General features: G+C 71.9%; 16 protein-coding genes and 1 tRNA gene. 3 read left to right on the top strand and 14 right to left on the bottom strand.

What is annotated here, in order from left to right; translation table 11 throughout:
- Window positions 1-229: 229 nt before the first annotated feature.
- Window positions 230-841: a TetR/AcrR family transcriptional regulator gene (locus tag WFJ17_RS13865; RefSeq protein ID WP_251446095.1), complete on the bottom strand. Its 612-nt coding sequence runs from the start codon at window positions 839-841 to the stop codon at window positions 230-232.
- Between the two features lie 142 nt (window positions 842-983).
- On the opposite strand from WFJ17_RS13865, the gene WFJ17_RS13860 reads away from it, so the two are divergent.
- Entirely contained in the window at window positions 984-2,705 is a 1,722-nt protein-coding gene (locus WFJ17_RS13860) for an amidohydrolase (protein ID WP_336648732.1), read from the top strand.
- Between the two features lie 13 nt (window positions 2,706-2,718).
- Window positions 2,719-4,131, top strand: coding sequence for an APC family permease (locus WFJ17_RS13855; protein WP_336648731.1), 1,413 nt, complete (start codon window positions 2,719-2,721; stop codon window positions 4,129-4,131).
- A gap of 55 nt (window positions 4,132-4,186) precedes the next feature.
- Here the strand turns inward: WFJ17_RS13855 and WFJ17_RS13850 are convergent, their stop codons facing one another.
- Entirely contained in the window at window positions 4,187-4,705 is a 519-nt protein-coding gene (locus tag WFJ17_RS13850) for a CGNR zinc finger domain-containing protein (RefSeq protein WP_251446089.1), read from the bottom strand.
- A gap of 25 nt (window positions 4,706-4,730) precedes the next feature.
- Between WFJ17_RS13850 and WFJ17_RS13845 the strand changes: the two genes are divergently transcribed.
- A complete protein-coding gene (locus tag WFJ17_RS13845; protein ID WP_251446087.1) occupies window positions 4,731-4,976 on the top strand; it encodes a hypothetical protein in 246 nt (81 codons plus the stop codon).
- Window positions 4,977-5,035: 59 nt separating this feature from the next.
- Here WFJ17_RS13845 and WFJ17_RS13840 read toward each other — a convergent pair whose 3' ends face one another.
- From WFJ17_RS13840 to WFJ17_RS13785, 12 genes are all read right to left on the bottom strand, one after another.
- Window positions 5,036-5,581: a DUF1697 domain-containing protein gene (locus WFJ17_RS13840; RefSeq protein WP_251446085.1), complete on the bottom strand. Its 546-nt coding sequence runs from the start codon at window positions 5,579-5,581 to the stop codon at window positions 5,036-5,038.
- The gene (locus WFJ17_RS13835) at window positions 5,578-6,171 is read right to left on the bottom strand and encodes an isochorismatase family protein (RefSeq protein ID WP_251446082.1); all 594 of its coding nucleotides are present in this window, start codon (window positions 6,169-6,171) and stop codon (window positions 5,578-5,580) included. Before WFJ17_RS13835 ends, WFJ17_RS13840 begins: the two co-directional genes overlap by 4 nt.
- Window positions 6,172-6,224: 53 nt before the next feature.
- Window positions 6,225-6,300, bottom strand: a tRNA-Thr gene (locus WFJ17_RS13830).
- A gap of 128 nt (window positions 6,301-6,428) precedes the next feature.
- Window positions 6,429-7,985 carry an alpha/beta hydrolase gene (locus WFJ17_RS13825; RefSeq protein ID WP_336648730.1) on the bottom strand — a complete coding sequence of 519 codons (1,557 nt, stop codon included), beginning with the start codon at window positions 7,983-7,985 and terminating at the stop codon, window positions 6,429-6,431.
- Window positions 7,982-9,136, bottom strand: coding sequence for a DNA polymerase III subunit delta' (locus tag WFJ17_RS13820; RefSeq protein WP_295034473.1), 1,155 nt, complete (start codon window positions 9,134-9,136; stop codon window positions 7,982-7,984). Before WFJ17_RS13820 ends, WFJ17_RS13825 begins: the two co-directional genes overlap by 4 nt.
- Before the next feature lie 114 nt (window positions 9,137-9,250).
- Window positions 9,251-9,877, bottom strand: a complete 627-nt coding sequence (tmk, locus tag WFJ17_RS13815; RefSeq protein WP_336628798.1) for a dTMP kinase — start codon at window positions 9,875-9,877, stop codon at window positions 9,251-9,253.
- Window positions 9,874-12,669, bottom strand: coding sequence for a type I DNA topoisomerase (topA, locus tag WFJ17_RS13810; RefSeq protein ID WP_442927986.1), 2,796 nt, complete (start codon window positions 12,667-12,669; stop codon window positions 9,874-9,876). Before topA ends, tmk begins: the two co-directional genes overlap by 4 nt.
- A gap of 265 nt (window positions 12,670-12,934) precedes the next feature.
- A complete protein-coding gene (locus tag WFJ17_RS13805) occupies window positions 12,935-13,276 on the bottom strand; it encodes an Rv3654c family TadE-like protein (protein WP_336648728.1) in 342 nt (113 codons plus the stop codon).
- Complete coding sequence (locus WFJ17_RS13800) at window positions 13,276-13,674, bottom strand: TadE family type IV pilus minor pilin (protein WP_336648727.1); 399 nt, start codon at window positions 13,672-13,674, stop codon at window positions 13,276-13,278. Before WFJ17_RS13800 ends, WFJ17_RS13805 begins: the two co-directional genes overlap by 1 nt.
- A complete protein-coding gene (locus WFJ17_RS13795; RefSeq protein ID WP_295034839.1) occupies window positions 13,671-13,892 on the bottom strand; it encodes a DUF4244 domain-containing protein in 222 nt (73 codons plus the stop codon). The genes WFJ17_RS13800 and WFJ17_RS13795 overlap by 4 nt, the downstream gene beginning before the upstream one ends.
- A 75-nt stretch (window positions 13,893-13,967) precedes the next feature.
- Window positions 13,968-14,945 carry a type II secretion system F family protein gene (locus WFJ17_RS13790; RefSeq protein WP_336648726.1) on the bottom strand — a complete coding sequence of 326 codons (978 nt, stop codon included), beginning with the start codon at window positions 14,943-14,945 and terminating at the stop codon, window positions 13,968-13,970.
- Window positions 14,939-15,928, bottom strand: coding sequence for a TadA family conjugal transfer-associated ATPase (locus WFJ17_RS13785; protein ID WP_336648725.1), 990 nt, complete (start codon window positions 15,926-15,928; stop codon window positions 14,939-14,941). Before WFJ17_RS13785 ends, WFJ17_RS13790 begins: the two co-directional genes overlap by 7 nt.
- Window positions 15,929-16,020: the final 92 nt, after the last annotated feature.

Genomic DNA, 16,020 nt, shown 5'->3' with positions numbered 1-16,020 from the left:
TCCCGAGCCAAGCCGGACGCGAGTCCGGAAGGTGTAGAGACTGGACGGGTGGCACCTAAAGCGCAAGCCAGGGTGAAGGGACAGTCCAGACCACGAACGCCCATCGGGCGGCGGCGAAAGCCGAAGTGGCAGGTTAATCCGCGGGTCGTGGGTTCGAGCCCCACGGGGCCCACCGTGAACAGAGGGTCCGGTCGACATCGACCGGACCCTCTGTTCGTCCGCCGAACGCTCAGCGCGGCGATGTCTCGGCAAGAGGCGCGCCCGCCTGGCGCGCGAACAGTGCGATGGCCCGCTCGGCGTCCGCGAGGGAGATGCTGCCGCCCGCGACGATGTGCAGGCCGTACGCGTCCTCGAGGGCGACGAAGTTCATCGCGATGTCCTCGATCGGGCCGGTGAGCGCGAAGTCGCCGCTCGCCGTGCCGGCCTCCAGGATCCGCCGGTACAGTCCGAGCTGCTCGCCGTAGAGGCGCTGGACGAGCTCGTCGTGCAGCGGCGACTTGCCCGCGAGCACGTCGAACTCGTAGAGCAGGCGCATGAGCGCGTCGTCCGGGCCGCTCGGCAGGCCGGCGCGGATCGCGATCGCGAGCTGCTCCGCCGGATGCTCCGCCCGGGCCACGAGCGCCTCGCGCTCCTCGCCCACCCGGCGCATGCCCGCGGCATGGGCTTCGACGAGGATCGCGTCGAGATCTTCGTAGTAGTACAGCAGCGCGCCGCGGGTCACCCCGGCCTGGTTCGCGACGTCGGTCAGCGAGAGATTGCGCAGCCCGTGCTCGGCAGCGGCCTCGAGCGCCGCATCGACCACGTCGCGGCGGCGCTGCTCCTGGGTGCTCGGGCGTGCCATGAAGCCAGTATCGCAGTCCCGCGGAGGGATCCGGTTCCGATCGAAAGAGTTTCTTGACATTTGCGTCAATTAATTTACTCTTGAGTCAAAGAACTGCGGTCGCCCCTCCGGGCAGAGCCGCCCAAGCCCCTGGAGCACCGACATGGCCGTCGACACCCTCTACACCGGCGGACGCGTCCGCACCTTCGACCCCGCCCAGCCCTGGGCCGAGGCCGTCGGCGTCACCGGCGACCGGATCAGCTACGTCGGAACGGCCGCCGATGCACCCGCCGCACGTCGCACGGTCGACCTCGAGGGGCGCCTGGTCACCCCCGGCGTCGCCGACACCCACAACCACCTCCTGCTCGGCTACGACGACCTCGCCGTGAGCCTCGATCAGGTGCAGAGCCTCGACGTCGTGCGCTCGCGCATCGCGGCCTTCGCCGAGACGCACCCCGACCTGGAGTGGATCTGCGCCGAGAACGCGCTCTACTCGGTGGTCGAGAACCGTCGCCCCCGGGCCGACGACCTCGCCGGCGTGACCGACCGTCCGGTGTTCATCACCACCTACGACCAGCACTCCGTGTGGCTCAACCGGCCGGCACTGGCGAAGCTCGGCATCCTGAACGGCGGCGACATCGCCTGGGGCAACCCCGAGATCGACCGCACCACGGGCGAGCCCACCGGCTGGGTCACCGACTTCTACACGAGCGCGATGACCGTCGACGGCCTCGCCGAGCTGCAGCGCGACATCCCGATGTACTCCCCCGACCGGCGCTACCGCAAGATCGTGAACAGCCTCGACATGGCCCGCCGCTTCGGCATCACGACCGTGGTCGAGCCGCAGGTCCCGCTCGCGGAGCTGCCGCTGTTCGAGCGGGCCGAGCGCGAGGGCAGGCTGACGTCGCGCACCATCGCCGCGATCTATCACCCCGTCGGCGCCGACGGCGATTTCCGCACCCGCATCACCGAGGCGATCCGGGAGACCCCGCAGCACGACCGGTTCCGTCTGGGCATGGTCAAGCTGTACGCCGACGACGTGATCGAGCCGCACACCGCGGCCATGCTCGAGGACTACGCGAACCGTCCCGGCCACCGCGGGCACACCAGCCTCGAGCCGACCGAGTTCACGAAGCTGTTCGTCGAGCTCGACCGCCTCGGCTACCAGGTGCACACGCACGCCACCGGCGACTGGGGCATCCGCCTGACGCTCGACTCGATCGAGGCCGCCCAGCGGGCGAACGGCACGCGGGACGCCCGGCACGGCATCGTGCACGTCGAGTGCCTGGCGCCCGAGGACCTCCCGCGTTTCCGCGAACTCGGCGTGGTCGCGGCGATGCAGCCCCGCCACGCCTCCCCGGACCTCGTCGCGGGGACCTGGATGGAGAACATCGGAGAGGCCCGCTGGGACCGCGCCTGGCGGTTCCGCTCGATGATCGAGTCGGGCGCGCGCGTCACGTTCTCCAGCGACTGGCAGGTGGGCGAGATGGATCCGCTCGTCGGCGTCTACAGCGCGATGACCCGCGCGCGCCTGGACGGCGGCGACGCCTGGACTCCGGGCGAGCGCCTCGATCTCGACCGCACGCTGCAGGCCTACACCCAGGGCGGCGCCGGAGCGTTCCATCACGAGGACGCCCTCGGGATGCTCCGCACCGGATACTTCGCCGACCTCGTGGTGTGGTCGGGAGACCTCTACTCCATGGAGCCCGCGGAGATCCTCGCCCAGCACGCCGACCTGACCGTCGTCGGCGGCACCGCGGTGCACGACCACCGCGGCGAGCTCGGCGGCGCCTCCTCCTCCGCCCCGGTCCAGGACCCGGGCGGGGCCGGGCAGAGCTGCACCGAGCCCTCCGCCGACCACCACTGCCACTCGCACACCGATTGAGGACTCCCCCACGATGTCAACGCTGCCATCCCGCTCCGCCGTCGCCGCCGGCGACGACCAGCTCGCCCACGCCGTCACCCACGAGCCCGGATCGCTCAAGCGCACCCTGAAGCTGCGTCACCTGGTCTTCATCGGCCTCGCCTACATGGCCCCGCTCGCGGTGTTCGACATGTTCGGGATCGTGGCGGATCAGACCAGCGGCCACGTGCCGCTCGCCTACCTGGTGGTGCTCGTCGCGGTGCTGTTCACCGCGTTCAGCTACTCGCGCATGGTGCGCTTCTTCCCGATCGCCGGGTCCGCCTACACCTATGCGAAGGAGAGCATCCACCCCTCCGTCGGCTTCCTCGTGGGCTGGGCGGCGACCCTCGACTACCTGCTGCTGCCGATGATCAACGCGATCCTGTCGGGGATCTACATGGGAGCGATCTACCCGGGCGTCCCGGTCTGGGTGTGGGTGCTCCTCACGGTCGTCATCTGCACCGCGCTCAACCTGGTCGGGGTGCGCCTCGCCGCGAGCATGAACGTGATCCTGGTCGGGATCCAGCTCGTCGTCGCCGTGCTCTTCGTGGTGCTCGCAGTGGTCAACATCGCGAACGGCGCGAACGGCGCCGCCTTCAGCGTGCGGCCGTTCTTCTCCGACGACATCCAGGCCGCGGCCCTCGCCGGCGGCGCGGCGATCCTCGCGCTGTCGTTCCTCGGGTTCGACGCCGTCTCCACCCTCGCGGAGGAGGCGGAGCGCCCCACCCGCGACATCCCGCGGGCCATCTTCCTCATCGTCGCCGCAGCGGGCGCGTTCTTCCTCACGGTCACCTACGTCATGCAGACGCTGTTCCCCGATGTGACGAAGCTCGAGAACATCGTCGGAGCCTCCCCCGAGATCGCGAAGTACATCGGAGGGGCGGCATTCCAGGCGATCTTCGTCGGCGGGTACATGATGGCGGTGCTGGGCTGCGGCATCACGCAGCAGCTGAGCGCGGCGCGCCTGCTGTACGCGATGGGTCGTGACGGAGCCCTGCCGAAGCGGCTGTTCGGCAGGGTGAACCCGCGCACCGGCGTCCCGGTCGCGAACGTCCTCATCGTCGCCGCGATCGCGCTCACCGCACTGTTCGTCAACCTCGAGCAGGCGTCCTCGATGATCAACTTCGGCGCCTTCATCGCCTTCACCTTCGTGAACCTGTCCGTGATCTTCGTGTTCTTCCGGTTCATCACGAAGCGCACGATCGGATCCTGGATCGGCTTCGTCGCCATCCCGGCGATCGGCGTCGTGATCAACGTGGCGCTCTGGCTCAGCCTGGACGGGATCTCGATGATCATCGGCGGCGCCTGGACCGCCATCGGCGTCGTCTACCTGCTCATCAAGACCCGCGGCTTCCGGGCCGCACCGCCGGATCTGACCGGACCGATCAACGTCGGCATGTACGACTGACCCCGCGCCGGCATCGGCCCCGGCTTCGGCCTCGGCCTCGGCCTCGGCGCCACGTTCAGGCGCGCCGGGCCCGATGCCGGCGCACGGCGTCGCGGTTGGCGCAGCGCACCGAGCAGTAGCGCTGCCGCCCGTTGCGCGTGACGTCGACCACGACGTTCGTGCACGGCGCCGCCGCGCAGCGGCCGAGGCGCCCCATCCCCCGGGTGACCAGGTGCAGCGACGTGCCCACCGCGATGACGGCGCGCAGCACACGGGGCAGCGCATCCTGCTCGTCGCGGTAGTGCAGGTGCCAGCCCTCGCCGTCGTGGTCGGTGAGGCGCGGGTAGGCCGCCGCCGCCGCCATCTGCGCGTTCAGCAGCATCGCGCGCTCCGCGGGGGTCGGCGCGTCGACGACGCGCAGCCACTCGTCGATCACCCGCCGGGTCTCGGCGTGATCGTCGGGCCCCTCCGGGAAGACCATCGTCATCCCGAACTCCCGCGTGCGTCGCTCGATGCCGGCGCGATCGGACGGCCACTCGTCGGCGAGCGACGCCGCCATCAGCACCGCGTACTCGCCGTAAGGGTTGAGATGCATAACGGCATTACATCATCGTGGAACCATGACCGCCACATCCTCCGCCGACACCGCATCGCTCCCCCTCGCCCCTCCGCATCCGCCCCGCGCGGTACCGGCCCACGAGCACGCCTGGACCACGCGATCGCGGCACCGGACCGCCGACGGCACGCTGCTGTACGTGCAGTGCCTCCGGTGCGGTGCGCAGCGGGTGGATCTGCAGGCGTCCGGGGACGCGGCTCCGCGGGCGCTGAGCCGCGCGCTCGACGCGCCCAGGACGAGCGGACGGTGAGTCCGACCGCCAGCCGGCCGTGGCCGGAGGCCGGCGGTGGCCTGGGCCGACGGTGACCGTCAGCCGGCGGTGAGTTCGACGAGCTTGCGCACGGTGCGCAGGTTGCGGGCTGTGCCGGCGACGCCGAGGGCGCGATCCAGCACCGGGCGCGTGAGCTTGCTGGAGTGAACTCCCCCGGCGCCGAAGTCGATCCAGAGATCCCGCCCGCGCAGGGCGATCCGCTCGCCGGGCTGCAGCCGCCCGGTCAGCGCCTCCACCGCGTCACCCGCGGGCTCCCCCTCGAGGAACATCGCATGCAGCATCTTGTCCTCCGCGGCGTCGGGGAACGGGTTCTCGTCGACCGCCCGCACGAGATCGTCATGAGTGCGCAGGATCACCGGAGTATCGACGGCGAAGGCATCATGGATCAGCGATCGCACCTCGGCACAGGCCGCCGCCGGGTCGGCGGCGGCGTCGCAGATGACGTTGCCGCTCGCGATGTAGGTGGTCACGACGCCGAACGCCGCACGCTCGTTCAGGAGCGCCCGCAGCTCGGCCATCGGCACCCGGTTGGCGCCGCTCACGTTGACGGCGCGGAGGAGCAGAGCGCAGCGTCCCGCACTCATGCCTCCTCCGCCGGGTGCGCGCCTTCCACGAGCTCCGCCCCCGCGTGGGCCAGCTCCGCGAGCGCCGCGGCACTCGACTCCGCCCCGACGCCGGCCACGAGGTCCGTGAGGATCCGCACCTGCACGCCGTGCGCGATGGCGTCGGCGGCCGAGGCGCGCACGCAGTGGTCGGTGGCGATGCCCACGACGTCGGCCGTCAGCACGCCGCGGGAGGAGAGGATCCCGGCGACCGTCTCCCCCGCCTCGGTCGTGCCCTCGAACATCGAGTAGGCGGGGCGGCCCTGGCCCTTGAACACGTGGTGGGTCACGGCGGCGGTATCGAGCAGGGGGTCGTAGTCCGCGCCGGCTGTGCCCGCGACGCAGTGCACGGGCCAGCTGTCCACGAAGTCGGGTTCGGAGGAGAAGTGCCCGCCGTTGTCCCCCGAGGCATCGTGCCAGTCCCGCGAGGCCACGATGACGTCGTAGTCGGCGGCGTGATCGCGCAGCAGTCCGGTGATGCCGCGCGCGACGGCATCTCCTCCGGCCACGGCGAGGGCACCGCCCTCGGTGAAGTCGTTCTGCACATCGACGATCAGCAGCGCACGGGTCATGACCCGAGCGTACGCCGGAACGACGAAACCCCCTCCGCGGAGGGGGTTTCGGGTGGAGCCGCCCAAGGGAATCGAACCCTTGACCTTTTCATTACGAGTGAAATGCTCTGCCGACTGAGCTAGGGCGGCGCACATCCCGAGAGATGCGCATGCGGGCGAACCGCACGATCAACGATCTTACCCTGTCCGCGGGCATGCTGCGAACCACGCGCGCCCGGGCGCGGCTCGGGCCCGGCAAGGCCCCGCCGCGCCTCGGTCTACTCGCAGCGGATCCCGGCCTTGTCGGGCACGGTGCCGTCGACGAAGTAGGCGTCCACCGCGTCATCGACGCAGGAGTTGCCCTTGTTGTAGCCCGTGTGGCCCTCACCGACGCGGGTGATGAGGATCCCGCCTTCGAGCTGCTTGGCGAGGGACTCCGCCCACGGGTAGGGCGTCGCGGGGTCGTTGGTGGTCCCGACGACGAGGATCGGACCGGATCCTGCCGCGGTGATCTCGCCGCGCTTTCCGGTCGGCGGATAGGGCCACTGCTCGCAGGGGTCGGGACCATCCCAGTAGGGGGCGATCGTGGGGGCCTCGGCCTTGATCTTCGCGTCCGACGCGGCCTTGGCCGCGGGATCGTCTTCGACCGGGTAGTCCATGCAGTTGTAGGCCCGGAACGCCTCCGTCGAATTGTCGGAGTAGGCGCCGTTCTCCCGGTTGTTGTAGAAGTCGGCGAGCTGGAAGGCCACCGACGGGTCGCCCTTCAGCACGGCGGTCAGCGACTGCGTCAGGTACGGCCAGCTGTCCTGCGAGTACAGCGCCGAGACGATCGACGTCATCAGCGTGTCCGCGCCCAGCATGCGCCCGTCGGCGTTCTTCTGCGGAGAGCGGTCGACGCTCGCCAGCAGCGCGCCGAGGTCGCTCATCGCCTCGTCGACGGTGCCCTGGAACGGGCACTTCTTGCCCTTCAGGCACTCGGCCATGTACGCGCGCAGCGCGGACTCGAACCCGATGGCCTGCGTCGTGCTGACGTCGAGGTTGGACACGGCGGGGTCGAGCGCGCCGTCCAGCACCAGGTGCCCGACGCGCTCGGGGTACAGCTGGGCGTACGTCGCGCCGAGGAACGTGCCGTACGAGTAGCCGAGATAGTTGAGCTTCTTGTCGCCCAGCACGGCGCGCAGCAGATCCATGTCCCGCGCCGAGTTCACGGTCGTGATGTACGGGAGGATCCCGTCGCTGTTCTTCTCGCACGCATCGGCGAAGTCCTTGTTCGCCTTCTTCTGCGCGGCGGTCCACTCGTCGCTGCCCCGCGCGCCGGGGCGGATCGAGTAGAGGTAGTCGTCCATCTGCGGCGCGTCGAGGCACTTCACGGCGGTCGAGGACCCGACACCGCGCGGGTCGAACCCGATGACGTCGTAGTTCTTGATCAGCGTGGGGCTGACGGCGAAGCTCAGGCTGGACTTGATCAGCTCGAGTCCGCTCGCCCCCGGCCCGCCGGGGTTCGTCAGCAGGGATCCCTGGGAGTTGCCGGTCGCGCGATGGCGCACCACGGCGAGATCGAGGCTCCCCTTGCCGGGGTCGTCCCAGTCGAGCGGCGCCTTGACGGTCGTGCAGTCCATGCCGCTGCCGCAGGCGGACCATTGGAGCGTCTGCCCGTAGAACGGCATCAGCTCGGCGGAGACGCCCGACGTGTCGGGGGTCGCGGTCGGCCCGGCCGACGAGGATCCGGCGGGGATCATCGAGTACAGGCAGCCGGTGAGCGCCAGGGCGGCGACGACGACACCCGCCGCCACCGTGGTGATCCGGCGCAGTCGCGAAGCGGAACGCGTGTTCATGGTCTCCTCCCGCTCGTGACGGTCACGAGCAAGCTCTCGAGGGCGAGGGCCGGGGCGACGTTGCGCTCCAGCGACTCCCTGGTCTCGGCGAGGTGGTCCAGCACGACCAGCGTGCGCTCCGGCGGCCAGGCCTCGGCGACGGCGGCGAGCTCGGCGGCGAGCTCCTGGTTGATGAGCCCGTCGTCGCGGCCGAACTGCAGCATGACCACGTCGCGGAACAGCGACTGCAGGTCGGTGAGCACACGGTCGAGCCCGTCGCGCACGCTGCGCTTGGCGCGCTGCTTCTGCTCCTCCTCGAGGGCGTTGATCTGCGAGCGCACGGCGGGGGGAACGGCCTGGCCCTCGGCGATGCCGACGGTGTGCAGCAGCGCGCGCCGCTCGGCGTCGTCGCGTTCGGCCGTGAGCGCCTTGGCGTCCTCCGTCGCCGCCTGCACGATCTGGCCGGCGACCTCGACGGCGTCGCTGACGCCCCTGGCTCCCAGCACGGCTCGCATGGTGTGCTCGCGACGAGCCCGGGCCGATTCATCGGTCGCAAGCCGCTGCGCCATGCCGATGTGCCGCTGTGCGAGACGCGCGGCCTGCTCCGCGACTGCGGGGTCGGCGCCCGTGCGGCGCACGATGAGCTCGGCGACGGAGGCGACATCGGGCTCGCGCAGGCGCAGCGACCGCACGCGCGAGCGGATGGTCGGCAGCAGATCCGCCTCGCTCGGGGCGCACAGGATCCACACGGTCTGCTCCGGCGGCTCCTCCAGTGCCTTCAGCAGCACGTTCGAGGTGCGTTCCGTCATGCGGTCCGCGTCCTCGACGACGATCACCCGATAGCGCCCGCTGGACGGCCCGAAATACGAGCGCTCGACGAGGGCGCGGGCCTCGGCGATCGAGATGATCACCTTCTCGGTGCGCAGCACCGTCACATCGGGGTGGGTGCCGGCGAGCACCTGGTGCATGGTCTGCTCGTCGCCGGGGCCGGCGATCAGCGACGCGGCGAACGCCGTGGCCAGCGTCGAGCGGCCCGACCCCGGAGGTCCGGTGATCAGCCAGGCATGCGACATGGCGGCCGGGTTCTCGACCGCGGTTCGCAGCGCCGCGACGGCGGCGTCCTGCCCCCACACGTCGGTCCAGGGGAACGGCGCGGGAACGGTGGCGGGCATGCGGTCAAGCCTAACCGGGAGGGGCGACATGCACCGTGCGCCCGCGACCGGCTGCGGCGCCGCGCGTGCTCGCCCGCCGAGCCCGCGGGGACGTGCTGCCCGCCGGGCCGCGGATCAGAGCAGGGCGGCCACGCGTGCGCGGACGACGTCCGCGATGGCCGCCGGATCCTGCGCCGCGTCGACGACGAGGAAGCGCTCGGGCTCCGCCGCGGCGAGGGCGAGGTAGGCCTCGCGGACTCGCTGATGGAACTCCTCGCGCTCGGCCTCGAGCCGGTCGAACGGCTTGTCGGCGGAGTCGAGCCGACGGCGCGCGGCCGCGGGATCCAGGTCGAGCAGCACCGTGAGGTCGGGCAGCGCGCCCTCGGCCGCCCACAGCGACAGATCGCGCACCTCCTGGGCGTCCAGGACCCGCCCCGCCCCCTGATAGGCGACGGACGAGTCGAGGTAGCGGTCCTGGATGACGACCACGCCGCGCTCGAGCGCGGGGCGCACGACGGTGGCGACGTGGTGGGCGCGGTCGGCGGCGTACAGCAGCGCCTCCGCCCGCGGTGCGATGTCGCCGCGGTGGTGCAGCACGATGTCGCGGATGAGCACGCCGACCTCGGAGCCGCCAGGTTCGCGGGTGCGCAGCACATCGCGGCCCTGTGCGTCGAGCCAGGCCTCGAGCAGCGCGGCCTGCGTGGTCTTGCCCGAGCCGTCGCCGCCTTCGAGGGTGATCCAGATCCCTCGGGCGGCGCTCACGCCCCGGCCTGCTTCTTCGCGGCGTTGGCGGCGCGCGTGGCAGCCGCCTTCTTCGCCGCAGCGGAGCGGGCAGCCGCCTTCTCGGCGTCGGTCTTCGCCGTGGCCTTGGCGGCTGCGGGCTTCTTCGCAGCGGTCTTGGCGGGCGCCTTCTTCGCCGGCGCCTTCTTCGCCGCCGCAGCACGGGATCCGCGCTTGGGCGCCGGTCCCTTGGCCCGCTTGTCTGCGAGCATCTGCACGGCGATCTCGAAGGTGATGTCCTGCACCTGCTGGCCGCGCGGGATGGTCACGTTGGTCTCGCCGTCGGTGACGTACGCGCCGAAACGCCCGTCCCGGATCCGGATCGGCTTGCCACTGACCGGGTCGGCCTCGAACTCGGCGAGCGCGCTCGATGCGCGTCGCGCGCCGTACTTCGGCTGCGCGTAGACCTCCAGCGCCTGCTCGAGCGTGATGTCGAAGATCTGCTGCTCGTTCTCGAGCGAACGCGAGTCGGCGCCCTTCTTCAGATACGGCCCGAAGCGGCCGTTCTGCGCGGTGATCTCCTCCTCGGTCGCGGGGTCGACGCCGACCACGCGGGGCAGCTCCAGGAGCTTGAGCGCCGTGTCGAGGTCGATCGTGTCGACCGACATCGAGCGGAACAGGGAGGCGGTGCGCGGCTTGGGCGCGGCCTCCTTCTTCGCTCCGCGCTTCGGCTTCGGCTTCTCCACGACCTCGCCGGTGGTCTCATCGACCTGGTCGTCGTCGGAGACCGGATCGTTCTCCTGGACGTAGGGGCCGAACCGGCCGTCCTTGACCACGACGACCTTGCCGTTGGCCGGGTTCTCGCCGAGCACGCGGTCGCCGGCGACGGGGGCCTCGATGAGCTCCCGGGCCTTCGCCGCCGTCAGCTCGTCGGGAGCCAGATCCTCGGGGACGTTCACGATGCGCGGTTTCGCGTCGGGGTGCGCGGGATCGGCGACCTCGAGGTACGGGCCGTACTTGCCGAACCGGAGCGTGGCGGTGTCGGTGATCGGAGTCGCGTTGAGCGCCCGCGCGTCGATCTCGCCCAGGTTGTCGACCACCTGACGGAGGCCGACCTGCGTGTCGTCGCCGAAGTAGAAGGAGTGCAGCCACTCGATGCGCTTCTGCTCGCCGCGGGCGATCGCGTCGAGGTCGTCCTCGAGCGCAGCGGTGAAGTCGTAGTCGATGAGGTCGGCGAAGTGCTGCTCGAGCAGCCGGACCACGCTGAACGCCATCCACGTCGGCACGAGGGCCTGTCCGCGCTTGGTCGCGTAGCCGCGGTCGATCACGGTGCCGATGATGCTGGCGAACGTGGACGGGCGGCCGATGCCGTGCTCTTCGAGCGCCTTCACGAGCGACGCCTCGGTGTAGCGCGGCTTGGGGGTCGTGCGGTGCGGCTTGGCGTCGGCGTCGGAGACGCCGAGCACATCGCCCACGGCGACGGCGGGGAGCGACTGGTTCTCGGCCGCATCGGCGGCGTTGCGGCGCTCGTCCTTGCCCTCCTCGTACGCCTCGAGGAAGCCCTTGAAGGTGTACACCGTGCCGGACGCGGTGAACTCCGCGGTGCGGCCGTCCGCGTCCACGGCGAGCGTGACCGTGGTGGTCTCGTACTTCGCGTCGGACATCTGGCTGGCGACCGTGCGCTTCCAGATGAGGTCGTAGAGGCGCTGCTCCTCGCGGTCGAGCTGCGCGGACACCGATGCCGGCGTGCGGAACTGCTCGCCCGACGGGCGGATGGCCTCGTGCGCCTCCTGCGCGTTCTTGCTCTTGCCCTTGTACACGCGGGGCTTCAGCGGCACGGCGGCATCGCCGTAGAGCGCGACCGCCTGCGACCGCGCCGCCTGCACCGCCTGGGTGCTGAGGGCGACCGAGTCGGTGCGCATATAGGTGATGTAGCCCTTCTCGTAGAGGCGCTGGGCGACGCTCATCGCCTGCTTCGCGCTCATCGAGAGCTTGCGGCCCGCCTCCTGCTGCAGCGTGGAGGTGGTGAAGGGCGCGTAGGGGCTGCGGGTGCCGGGCTTCGCCTCGACCTTCGTCACGGTGCCGGATCCGGCCGCGTCCACGGCTGCGGCAAGCGCGGCCGCCGCCTTCTCGTCGAGCACGACGACGGCCTTCTTCAGGGCGCCGTTGTCGTCGAAGTCGGTGCCGCGGGCGATGGCGCCCCCGTCCAGGCGCACGAGGCGCACTGTGAACGGAGTGGTGGCGGCTACGGCGGTGGCGTCGACGTCCCAGTACTCGGCCGACACGAACGCCATGCGCTCGCGCTCCCGGTCGACGATCATGCGGGTGGCGGCCGACTGCACGCGCCCTGCGGAGAGGCCCGACTTGACCTTGTACCAGAGCACGGGCGACACGTCCCAGCCGTACAGCCGGTCCAGGATCCGGCGGGTCTCCTGGGCGTCGACGAGCGCGAGGTCGAGCTCACGGGTGTTGCCGACGGCGGCCTGGATCGCGTCCTTCGTGATCTCGTGGAAGACCATCCGCTTGACGGGGACCTTCGGCTTCAGGGTCTCCAGCAGGTGCCACGCGATGGCCTCGCCCTCGCGGTCCTCATCAGTGGCGAGCAGGAGCTCGTCGGCGGTCTTCAGGGCGCGCTTGAGCTCGGCGACGGTCTTGGTCTTGCGGTCCGAGACGACGTAGTAGGGGTCGAAGTCGTTGTCGACGTCGATCGAGTACTTGCCGTACGCCTGCTTGTCGGCGGCCGGGATGTCCTTCTTGTCGGCCAGGTCGCGGATGTGCCCCACCGAGCTGAGCACCTCGAAGCCGTCGCCGAGATAGCCCTGGATGGACCTCATCTTCGTCGGGGACTCGACGATGACAAGCTTCTTGCCTTGCGCCACGGGTGCGGTCCTTTCGGGTCCTGAGCTTTGACGAGGAGTCGAAGCACACCATACACACCGCGCCGGAGGAGGGGACTCAGCACGATGGGCCGTCGCCGCAGGAGGTTCGGGTTCTCCTGCACGGGATCCCGCGACAGCCGGGAACCCAGCGTACGCCGCTGCCGGAGGGCCGGGGACCATAAGACGCGCATCGGGCCGCGCCGCCGGCCGCGGTCGCCGGTCATCGCCGCCCCGTGCTCGGCGAGGGCGGCCCGGCCCTGGCCCCCGCCGCCGCGGGGAGCCCCGCGTAGGCGGTGCCGACGCGCACGACGACCTCGAGGCCGGCGATGCGGCAGTCCTCCAGCGCGGCGCCGTGCGCTTCGGCGACCCTCGCGGCGAGCGCGCAGGGATCCGAATCCACCGCGACCGCACCCGACACCGCGTCCGCCGCGGCGAGCGCCGCGGCATCGGCCGCGGCCGCGACGCGCTGCGAGGTCGCGCCCGCGCCGCCCACCGCCGCGGCGCCGATGCCCAGCGCGGCCGCCACGGCGATGCCCCCGACGGCGACGGCGGAGCCGGCCATCAGCGTCCTCCGTCGAGTGCGCACCCCGTCGCACGGAGGGGCACCGTCACCGCGCCCAGGATGCGCGCCTGGGCCGAGGCGGTGACGCACACCAGCTCGGCGGACCGGCGCACCCCGAACGTCGCTGCCGGATCCGCCCGCGTCACCGCGGCGCCCGCTCCCCCGGCGTCGTCGCCCCGGCCGAGCAGGCGGGCCGCGTCGGCCACGGCGTCCTGCAGCGCGACCATCCGCATCCCGGCGCCGAGGCCGCCGACGCCGAGCAGCAGGATGAGGACGACGATCGGCAGCGCCACGGCGAGCTCGGCCGTCGCCGAGCCGCGCTCCCGGTCGCGCGCGCCACCCCGTGCACCGGAGCGATCGCGACCGGGACCGCGGGCGATCGGAGTCCGGACTCTCATTGCACCGTCAGCGCGCGACGCACGAGATCGGTGAGGATGCCGCGCACCTCGTCGCTGCGCATGATGACCACGAGGAGGCTCGCGAACGCGACGGCCGCCATCGTGGCGATGGCGTACTCCGCGGTCGCGGCTCCGGTGTCGTCGCCGAACAGCCCGGCGGCCCGGCGGCGGGTCAGCGGCGGGAGGGCACTCGAGCCGCTCTGGTGCTTCTGGATCATGTTTCTTCCTTCTCTCTTCTTCTTCCGTGGGTTTCTTCGTCCCGTCGGATCGGCACCCGGTCGCCGCCGCCCTGCTCAAGCGAACGGCAGCGGCGTCGTCGACAGCACGCTGAGGATCAGGGGCGCGACGCCGAGGAGCAGGAACGCCGGCAGGGTGCAGATGCCGAGCGGGAGCAGCAGGCGCGAGCTCAGCCGCGCGGCCCCGGTGCGCCCCGCGGTGCGGGCTTCCCTGCGTGCACGATCGGCTTCGGCGCGCAGCAGCTCCACGGCCGGAACGCCCGCGGCGACGGACAGACGGAGGATCCGCTCGATCGCCTCCTCGGCCGTCGCCGCATCCTCCCCCTCCGCCAGCTCCTGCTCGACCAGGGCACGGGCTCGCGGGATCGCGGTCCCGCCGGCGAGTGCGACGACGAGCAGTTCGGCGCGGATCCCCGGGATCCCGGCCGGCGGAGCCGCGCGTCGGACCAGCGCCCTGGTCCACCCGCGGGCGAGCAGCAGGAGGCCGAGACCCGCCGCGAGGCAGATCCACCCGGCGGGCCGGGTGAGGAGCACCGTCGTCGTATCGAACCCGAGCGCGCCGCCGAGGAGCAGCCCCACGAGCGGCAGCCACAGCATCAGACGGGCGGTGCCGGCAGGCTCGGCCAGCGCGACCGCCACCTCGTCCCGGATCTCCCCCGCGCCCTCGAGCGCTGCGGCGATCGCGCGCAGCACCTCGCCGAGCGGCGCCCCGACGGTGCCCGCGATCCCCCAGGCCGCCGCGACGACCCGCCAGACTCCGCCGCCCTCGCGGATCGCCTCGACCAGGGGCCGGCCGTGCTCGACGGTCTCGGCGACCACGCCGACGGCGACGGCGGATCCGCTCTCGGCGAGGTGGTGCCAGGCGGCGAGGGGCGCCGCACCCGCCTGCAGCAGCACGGCCAGCGTGCGGACGGCCTCGGCGACCTCGGCCTCGCGGACGCGGGAGCCCCTGCCCCGCAGCCGAGGGCGCCGAGCCGGATCGCGCGGGGCCCGGAGCGGCGCCGGACGTCGCGCGGAGGGAACCGCCCTCACCACGGCCGCACCTCCTCGATGCCCAGATGCTCGCCGTCCAGACGCAGCTCCCCCACCTGGGCGAGCCGTCGCTCTCCGCCGCTGGCCCGCACCAGGTGCAGCACGGAGGCGAACGCGCTCACGGCCTGACGGGCCAGCGCCGGAGGGTCCATGCCGGCCAGCGCTCCGAGCGCCTCCAGCCGCGCCGGCACATCGGCGAGCCCGCTCGCGTGCAGCGTCCCCGCGCCGCCGTCGTGCCCGGTGTTCAGCGCCGTCAACAGATCGCGGATCTCCTCCCCGCGGCATTCGCCGACGACGAGGCGGTCCGGCCGCATCCGCAGCGACTCGCGCACGAGGCGCGCGACGCTGATCGCGCCCACGCCCTCCAGGTTCGGCTGCCGGGCTTCGAGCGAGACGTGGTGCGGGTGCCTCGGGCGCAGCTCTGCGACGTCCTCGATGGTGACGATCCGCTCACGCGGCGGCACGTGCGCCAGGAGTGCCGCGAGCAACGTGGTCTTGCCGGTGCCGGTGCCTCCGGTGATCAGCACGTTCTTCCGTGCGACGACGATGCGCTCCAGCCAGCCGCGCTGCGCCGCGTCGATCGCCCCCAGACGTGCCAGGTCGTCGAGATCCGCCGCGCGCACCCGCGGGATGCGCACCGAGACCGCGGTGCCCCTGGTCGCGACCGGGGCGAGCACCGCGTGCACGCGCACCCCCGAGGCGAGCCGCACGTCCACGCACGGGGCCTGGTCGTCGAGGTGCCGGCCGCCGAGGGCGACCAGGCGCACGGCGAGCTCGCGCACCTCGCGTTCGGACGCGGTCCACCCGGGCACCGGTTCGACACCCGCGCCTCGGTCGGCGAACAACCCGCCCGCTCCGTTGAGGAAGAGGTCGGTCACCCGCGGATCGGCGGCGTGGACCGCGAGGTCGCCGAAGGCGGGATCCAGGTCGAGCCGCTCCGGGGAGTCGGCGGGACCGCGGGGGACGATCACGAAAGGCGAGGCCATGTCCCGACGCTAGGCACCCGGCTCGGGCGGCCGAGACGCCCGAGCACATCCCGTGCACAAGTCCCTCCCCGCCCCGGCTGTGCAGGAGCAGC

This window comes from Microbacterium sp. MMO-10 (genome assembly GCF_037148715.1).
Classification (GTDB): Bacteria; Actinomycetota; Actinomycetes; order Actinomycetales; family Microbacteriaceae; genus Microbacterium.
The sequence above is the reverse complement of the archived record's forward strand: the minus strand, read 5'-3'. Positions and strand labels throughout refer to the sequence as shown.

What these genes read in the sequence shown, in the direction of transcription:
- WFJ17_RS13865 (WP_251446095.1), bottom strand. Translation starts at nt 841, where the DNA reads ATGGCACGCCCGAGCACCCAGGAGCAGCGCCGCCGCGACGTGGTCGAT.
- WFJ17_RS13860 (WP_336648732.1), top strand. Translation starts at nt 984, where the DNA reads ATGGCCGTCGACACCCTCTACACCGGCGGACGCGTCCGCACCTTCGAC.
- WFJ17_RS13855 (WP_336648731.1), top strand. Translation starts at nt 2,719, where the DNA reads ATGTCAACGCTGCCATCCCGCTCCGCCGTCGCCGCCGGCGACGACCAG.
- WFJ17_RS13850 (WP_251446089.1), bottom strand. Translation starts at nt 4,705, where the DNA reads ATGCATCTCAACCCTTACGGCGAGTACGCGGTGCTGATGGCGGCGTCG.
- WFJ17_RS13845 (WP_251446087.1), top strand. Translation starts at nt 4,731, where the DNA reads ATGACCGCCACATCCTCCGCCGACACCGCATCGCTCCCCCTCGCCCCT.
- WFJ17_RS13840 (WP_251446085.1), bottom strand. Translation starts at nt 5,581, where the DNA reads ATGAGTGCGGGACGCTGCGCTCTGCTCCTCCGCGCCGTCAACGTGAGC.
- WFJ17_RS13835 (WP_251446082.1), bottom strand. Translation starts at nt 6,171, where the DNA reads ATGACCCGTGCGCTGCTGATCGTCGATGTGCAGAACGACTTCACCGAG.
- WFJ17_RS13825 (WP_336648730.1), bottom strand. Translation starts at nt 7,985, where the DNA reads ATGAACACGCGTTCCGCTTCGCGACTGCGCCGGATCACCACGGTGGCG.
- WFJ17_RS13820 (WP_295034473.1), bottom strand. Translation starts at nt 9,136, where the DNA reads ATGCCCGCCACCGTTCCCGCGCCGTTCCCCTGGACCGACGTGTGGGGG.
- topA (WP_442927986.1), bottom strand. Translation starts at nt 12,669, where the DNA reads ATGAGGTCCATCCAGGGCTATCTCGGCGACGGCTTCGAGGTGCTCAGC.
- WFJ17_RS13805 (WP_336648728.1), bottom strand. Translation starts at nt 13,276, where the DNA reads ATGGCCGGCTCCGCCGTCGCCGTCGGGGGCATCGCCGTGGCGGCCGCG.
- WFJ17_RS13800 (WP_336648727.1), bottom strand. Translation starts at nt 13,674, where the DNA reads ATGAGAGTCCGGACTCCGATCGCCCGCGGTCCCGGTCGCGATCGCTCC.
- WFJ17_RS13795 (WP_295034839.1), bottom strand. Translation starts at nt 13,892, where the DNA reads ATGATCCAGAAGCACCAGAGCGGCTCGAGTGCCCTCCCGCCGCTGACC.
- WFJ17_RS13785 (WP_336648725.1), bottom strand. Translation starts at nt 15,928, where the DNA reads ATGGCCTCGCCTTTCGTGATCGTCCCCCGCGGTCCCGCCGACTCCCCG.